Origin of the sequence: Methylophaga sp. UBA5088 (genome assembly GCF_002414625.1) — a bacterium.
Classification (GTDB): domain Bacteria; phylum Pseudomonadota; class Gammaproteobacteria; order Nitrosococcales; family Methylophagaceae; genus Methylophaga; species Methylophaga marina.
The window spans coordinates 10,088-15,736 of record NZ_DIAC01000022.1 but is presented as its reverse complement, the minus strand read 5'-3'; the positions used below and the strand labels follow the sequence as shown (position 1 = coordinate 15,736).

The 5,649-nt window shown below is 42.7% G+C and carries 7 protein-coding genes and 1 other RNA gene; 3 read left to right on the top strand and 5 right to left on the bottom strand.

All coding sequences use genetic code 11. The annotated features are described in order from the left end of the window. The 4 genes from B4K20_RS02870 to smpB all read right to left on the bottom strand — a co-directional run. On the bottom strand, positions 1 to 541 hold a 541-nt coding region (locus B4K20_RS02870; protein WP_289281810.1), incomplete at its 3' end, for an SIR2 family protein. A gap of 424 nt (positions 542 to 965) precedes the next feature. Continuing rightward, positions 966 to 1,220 (bottom strand): LAGLIDADG family homing endonuclease, encoded by a 255-nt coding sequence (locus tag B4K20_RS02865; protein WP_289281809.1) that lies wholly within the window; start codon positions 1,218 to 1,220, stop codon positions 966 to 968. Positions 1,221 to 1,687: 467 nt separating this feature from the next. Beyond that, positions 1,688 to 2,025: a transfer-messenger RNA gene (gene ssrA, locus B4K20_RS02860) on the bottom strand. Positions 2,026 to 2,088: 63 nt separating this feature from the next. Then, positions 2,089 to 2,568 (bottom strand): SsrA-binding protein SmpB, encoded by a 480-nt coding sequence (gene smpB, locus B4K20_RS02855; RefSeq protein WP_289281808.1) that lies wholly within the window; start codon positions 2,566 to 2,568, stop codon positions 2,089 to 2,091. A gap of 129 nt (positions 2,569 to 2,697) precedes the next feature. Here smpB and B4K20_RS02850 point away from each other — a divergent pair, with 129 nt between their 5' ends. The 3 genes from B4K20_RS02850 to B4K20_RS02840 are packed head-to-tail and all read left to right on the top strand — an operon-like array spanning position 2,698 to position 4,826. Beyond that, positions 2,698 to 4,065: a sodium-dependent transporter gene (locus tag B4K20_RS02850; RefSeq protein ID WP_289281807.1), complete on the top strand. Its 1,368-nt coding sequence runs from the start codon at positions 2,698 to 2,700 to the stop codon at positions 4,063 to 4,065. Between the two features lie 22 nt (positions 4,066 to 4,087). Then, entirely contained in the window at positions 4,088 to 4,528 is a 441-nt protein-coding gene (locus B4K20_RS02845; protein ID WP_007145456.1) for a type II toxin-antitoxin system RatA family toxin, read from the top strand. Further along, a complete protein-coding gene (locus B4K20_RS02840) occupies positions 4,515 to 4,826 on the top strand; it encodes an RnfH family protein (protein WP_284722449.1) in 312 nt (103 codons plus the stop codon). Before B4K20_RS02845 ends, B4K20_RS02840 begins: the two co-directional genes overlap by 14 nt. On the opposite strand, the gene B4K20_RS02835 is transcribed toward B4K20_RS02840, so the two are convergent. Further along, positions 4,827 to 5,648, bottom strand: coding sequence for a ferritin-like domain-containing protein (locus tag B4K20_RS02835; RefSeq protein WP_289281806.1), 822 nt, complete (start codon positions 5,646 to 5,648; stop codon positions 4,827 to 4,829). Position 5,649 lies beyond the last annotated feature (1 nt).

The following is a 5,649-nucleotide window of genomic DNA, read 5'->3' as shown; positions in this document are numbered from 1 at the left end:
TTTTTCTAGATGCAAATGAGTCGTTGTACTGATCTGTAGTTAATATCAAAGGCAGCTTCTGGTCATGTGTTCGTGTTACACAGCCATGAAGCTTCAGATAAGGTAACTTTTCATTGGATGTCCGAGTATCATCAAAATTATCCTCATTACTCATTATCACATTCAGCTTTTGTACCGGGCTTTGGTGATCTTCGTAACACTTCTCGATTAATAGATCATAATTAGTCGTGAAGATTGCTCTCCACCTCAAGGATGGCAACAAGTTATGGAATTCTGCTTGTTGGATTCCACTAAGATAATCCTTGATAAAATCTTGAACATCAATTAATGACGCATGAGAAATTGCCATCGCAGACACATGTGCCAAGTCCGAGTCTCTGAATTTTTCGTTTAAAAATTTAGAACAAAGAACATCTCGAAGATCATTGCCGAGAGGTATTGGATTCGAAGGTAACGTCGCTCCGACCAATGCCCCCGAACCAAGGAAAAGTACTACTCTCCCCTCCCTAATCCTGTCTACTAAAAGATTTAAATCTGTCATTCTTTACCACTTATTCGAGCATCCTAAATCGGAATTGAATGATTACACTCGAAGCTCGTTAGGTCAAATTGTAGTGGTTCACTGATCCCGGACACCATTTAAGGAGGTAATACAAAAAAATCAAGGGGTCAGCAAACTTGATTTTTGTTCAGCCTGTAGTCAATACAGATTGTCCTAAGAATATTAACTTCATGGCCCAGCCCAACCAAGAATCGCTTACATGATTTATTTAGTTGGATTTTTAGCTGGAAGGATATTCAATACATTTTCCTCAAATTGCTTACGGGCATCTAGCAATTCTTTACTGTATTTGCCATTACGTGGTGTGACATTTAGGTAATGTTGCAGAATATACTGTGCGCGATGTCTCTTATAAGTTTGAAGGTATGGGGTTATTTGTTTTAATAAACTCAGTGCCTGACGATTATAGATAGCATACGTAAGACTTGGTGTATGGTGGCTTTGGGCAGTTTTCTTTTTTAGTGATTTTCCCAGCCACTACTCTAGCAAGGACATAATCCAATAGCTCTCGTTCAGTATTACTGATTGTTACAGCCAATTGCCTATTTTCATTTTTATGTTTTCGACAAAGGGTTACTGTGCCTTCACCATCTATAAGTCCTGCAATATATGCAGCATCAATAGCCGAGAGTTCAGCTGTAACCTTGTAGAGAGACATTCCATTACCTCGTCTTTTGGGCTAACTAACATTTAATAAATAGATTTTAGGTTGAGTTTAAGCATAAAACCTAACAAAACATAATTATACAATGTCTCAACTGTTGGGTTTCGCTATGGCTCTACCCAACCTACGTCACAGATCATCAGGCACAAAAAAACCACCCGAAGGTGGTTGTTTTGTATTTGGTGGAGGCGGCGGGACAGTGATTCCTGAATTTTCATTCAGGCCTGGACTATTCCTTCATCTGATAAATCAGATGGAGAGCGTTTGTGAGTATCTGTTTTACTATCAACCCACCCTAGTATTCCATGAAGACAAGTCTCGTTAGGAACCTATGAGTCTCTAGCCGGCTTACTGGTTTCCCATTCACCGGACGGCGTTGGCATAGGACCCTTGTCCCGTAGCGTTCACCGTATGAGCTCTCTTTTTCCAATAGGGATCACTCCCTATGGCGACCATTTTACTAATCGAACCCGCGTCCGCAGATCCTCCGCCTTCGGATCTACATGCTTATTTCATCTATTAATTTAACTACCTGCTACCCGATGAACAGGGAAAACAAGTAGCGATCTTGTAAAGTTTTAATCTCTTAGTACCAAGCATACCTTGAGACGATCTTGTGAGAGTCGACGCCCGATACCAGACGCACAAGCACGGATCTGGTCGGACGGCATTCACTGGTTATTAAGCAGCTAGTGCGTAGTTGTTATCGTTAGCAACTAATTTAATTCCAGTCTTTTTTACGAGAGAACTGAAGTACTCGGCATGCACCTTAGGTTTTGTAATCCCCGTCGAAGCCAGGTCGCCCCCAAAGTGTTGAACTCTTATATTGTAACGGATGTGACGTTTTTCAACCAGTGAAAACTTATCTTGCTTTCAGAATTCTGGCTTTATCACGATTCCAGTCGCGATCTTTTTCGGTTGCGCGTTTATCGTGTAGTTGTTTACCTTTAGCCAGCGCAATTTCAATCTTGGCCATGCCCTTTTTCCAGTACATATTCAAAGGAATAAGTGTGTAACCTTTGCGCTCTACCGCACCAATCAGTTTGTGTAATTCAGCACGATGCAGCAGTAATTTACGGTCACGTTGCGGCTCTGGTTTGATATGCGTTGATGCTGTTTTTAACGCGGTAATGAGTGCGTTAGCTAACCAGGCTTCATCATTGCGAACGTGCACATAGCTCTCGTTGAGCTGAGCTTTTCCATCACGCAGGCTTTTCACTTCCCATCCTTCGAGAACGAGTCCTGCTTCAAATCTATCTTCGATGAAAAATTCATGCCGTGCCTTGCGGTTCACTGCGATGGTATTTTCGCCTACTTTCTTTTTATTCTTTTTCGCTGCCATGTGGATATTATAGAGTGTTTAAACGGCGGCTTCATTATTTATCATTCATAACAACAAAATGAGTGCAGTTTGTTGAAAGCCAAATATTTTGGGTACAATCGAATGAATTTACTATTTTGAGGCGACCGAATGGCTAGACCAACCAAGTCGATTCATGGCGAGTGGACATCTCGCTGGGCATTTATTCTTGCAGCAACAGGATCGGCTGTTGGCCTGGGAAACATATGGAAATTTCCTTACATCGCTGGTGAAAACGGTGGCGGTGCTTTTGTTTTAGTTTATCTCTTATGTATTGCTATTATCGGTGTGCCACTGATGATGGCTGAAATTCTGATTGGTCGACGTGGTCGACAAAACCCCATGAATACCCTGAAATCCATTGCCGAAGAAGAAGGCAAGAGCAAACACTGGCAGTGGCTTGGTGGCATGGGGGTATTAACCGGCTTTTTTATTCTTTCGTATTACAGTGTGATTGCTGGACAGGCGATGGCCTATATTCCCCGCGCATTTGCGGGGGTGTTTGAAGGGGTCACTGCTGACGGTGCCATTAGTATCCATAAAGCCTTAGTCAATGATCCAGAACGCTTATTGGCCTGGCACACCATCTTTATGCTGATGACGGTAGCTATCGTTATTCGTGGTGTTCAGCATGGCTTAGAAAAGTCTGTTCGCATTATCATGCCCGCCCTATTTATTATCATTTTGATGTTAGTGGGATATGGCTATAACACTGGCGAATACTTTCATCAAAGTATGGACTTTTTATTCGCGACTGATTTTTCTAAGCTGACACATACAGGCGTGCTGACCGCAATGGGGCACGCCTTTTTTACATTGAGCTTGGGGATGGGGGCCATAATGGTTTATGGGTCATACCTGCCTCAAAAAGCCTCTATATTCAAAGTCTCTCTGACTATTTCTGTGATGGATACAGGCGTGGCATTACTTGCTGGCTTGGCGATCTTCCCTCTCGTATTTGCCAATGGTTTAGAACCAGGACAAGGACCCAGTTTAATTTTTGATACGCTACCAATTGCCTTTGGTCATATGCCGGGCGGTGAGTTCTTTGGCGGTATCTTTTTTGTCTTATTATTATTTGCTGCCTGGAGTTCTGGCATTTCACTGGTTGAGCCAATTGTTGTATGGTTAGTAGAAAATAAGAATATGACAAGACTCCGAGCCAGCGTGTACTCAGGTGCCATAATCTGGTTATTAGGTCTGCTGACAATCTTCTCATTTAACATCGGCCGGGAATGGACATTATTCGGATTAACGATGTTTGAGTTGCTTGACTACCTTACAGCGAATATTATGTTGCCTTTGGGCGGATTACTGATAGCCTTCTTTGCAGGCTGGGTAATGAAGCGACAAAGCTCGATGGATGAGCTGGGATTGGGCAATGGAGTGCTGTATTCGACTTGGCGAGTACTTGTACGTTTTATTACACCGATTGCAATTATGATTGTCTTTGCCAATCTTATCGGTCTTCTGAATTAATTAATGACGTAACCGGATTTCAATGACTACCATCACACGAAGCTCTCTGGTCATGTACACACCTGATCAAATGTTTGATTTGGTTAATGATGTTGAAGCCTATCCACGGTTTTTGCCTTGGTGTCGCGACAGCAGAATTATCAGTAAAAATGAAGATGTTATTTGCGCCTCACTGGATATAGCCAAAGGCGGCATTCATCATGAATTTTCCACCAGGAACGTGCTCGATCATGGCAATGCCATTCGGATCGAGTTAATTGACGGCCCCTTTCGTCACTTAGAAGGCCATTGGCAATTTAAGCCTATTGGCGATAATCAGGGATGTCGTGTCCAGCTTGATATGGACTTCGAGTTTTCTACCCGCTTATTAGACTTAGCATTAGGCCCTGTTTTTACTCAAATCTCAGGCTCATTGGTAGAAGCTTTTTGTAAACGTGCACAGGAAATCTATGGAAAACGCTGATTTAATGCTAATTGAGGTAGCTTACGCGCTACCGAATGAACAAGTCATTATTCCTATCGAAGTCCCTAAAGATTGCGTCGTAGAAGAAGCAATCAAACGCTCTGGCATCTTAGAGCGTTTCCCACAAATCGATTTAAAAACAGATAAAGTCGGTATTTTTGGCAAGATGTGTAAGCTGAATGCCGAGTTGAATGATAAAGACCGTATCGAGATATATCGTCCATTAATTGCTGATCCGAAAGAATCACGTCGCCAGAAAGCAGAAATGGAGAAAAAGAAAAAAGCAGCGGCTGAATAATCAGCCCTGCTTTTTGTATACGGCCTGTGATTCGAGCAAATCCATTTCCTGCTGTGTAAATCCTGCATCTAATCTGGCCTCCGTATGAAACGGGCCACGAATCTCACCATTGAAGTAGGTATGAAGTAAGGTTTTAAACGTCTCGAAAGGGTCCACGCCCCGTTGCTCGCACAGAAAATTAAACCAGCGAGTACCGATGGTCACATGACCAATCTCTTCTTCCAAAATCAGTGTCAAAATATCAAACGCTTTATGATCACCTGAGTTTTTTAACTTCTTCATCATCGAAGGTGTGACGTCTAATCCCCTCGCCTCTAACACGCGAGGCACTAATGCCATCCTTGTCAGTGGATCATGGTGTGTCTTCTGAGCCATTTCCCACATACCGTCATGGGCGGGAAAATCACCATAATGAAATCCCATGCTTTGCAAATGTTCATCTAATAATAAAAAATGATGTGCTTCTTCATAGGCGACTTGCATCCAGTCCAGGTAAAAAGCCTCGGGCATATCAGCAAACCGGGCTGTCGCGTCCAGTGCCAGATTAATCGCGTTAAACTCAATATGACATATGGCGTGAATCAGTGTGGCATGGCCTGTTTGTTGATTATTACGTCGACGCGGTAATGCTTTGGGTGGGACTAAGTCTGGTTTATCTGGTCTGCCCGGTATCGTCGGTACATCAAGTGATTGTCGATTAAGATAAAAACCTTCTTTATTTATTTGCTCGAAGAGCGTTCTTGTGTGCTGTGCTTTCTGCCATGGGTCATTCATCAACAAACACCTTAAGGCTTGTTGACGCACATCAATATTATCAACCATC

Bases quoted from the DNA above. Each gene is read 5' to 3' on its own strand.
- B4K20_RS02845 (WP_007145456.1), top strand. From the start codon at position 4,088: ATGACTACCATCACACGAAGCTCTCTGGTCATGTACACACCTGATCAA.
- B4K20_RS02865 (WP_289281809.1), bottom strand. From the start codon at position 1,220: ATGTCTCTCTACAAGGTTACAGCTGAACTCTCGGCTATTGATGCTGCA.
- smpB (WP_289281808.1), bottom strand. From the start codon at position 2,568: ATGGCAGCGAAAAAGAATAAAAAGAAAGTAGGCGAAAATACCATCGCA.
- B4K20_RS02850 (WP_289281807.1), top strand. From the start codon at position 2,698: ATGGCTAGACCAACCAAGTCGATTCATGGCGAGTGGACATCTCGCTGG.
- B4K20_RS02840 (WP_284722449.1), top strand. From the start codon at position 4,515: ATGGAAAACGCTGATTTAATGCTAATTGAGGTAGCTTACGCGCTACCG.
- B4K20_RS02835 (WP_289281806.1), bottom strand. From the start codon at position 5,648: ATGGTTGATAATATTGATGTGCGTCAACAAGCCTTAAGGTGTTTGTTG.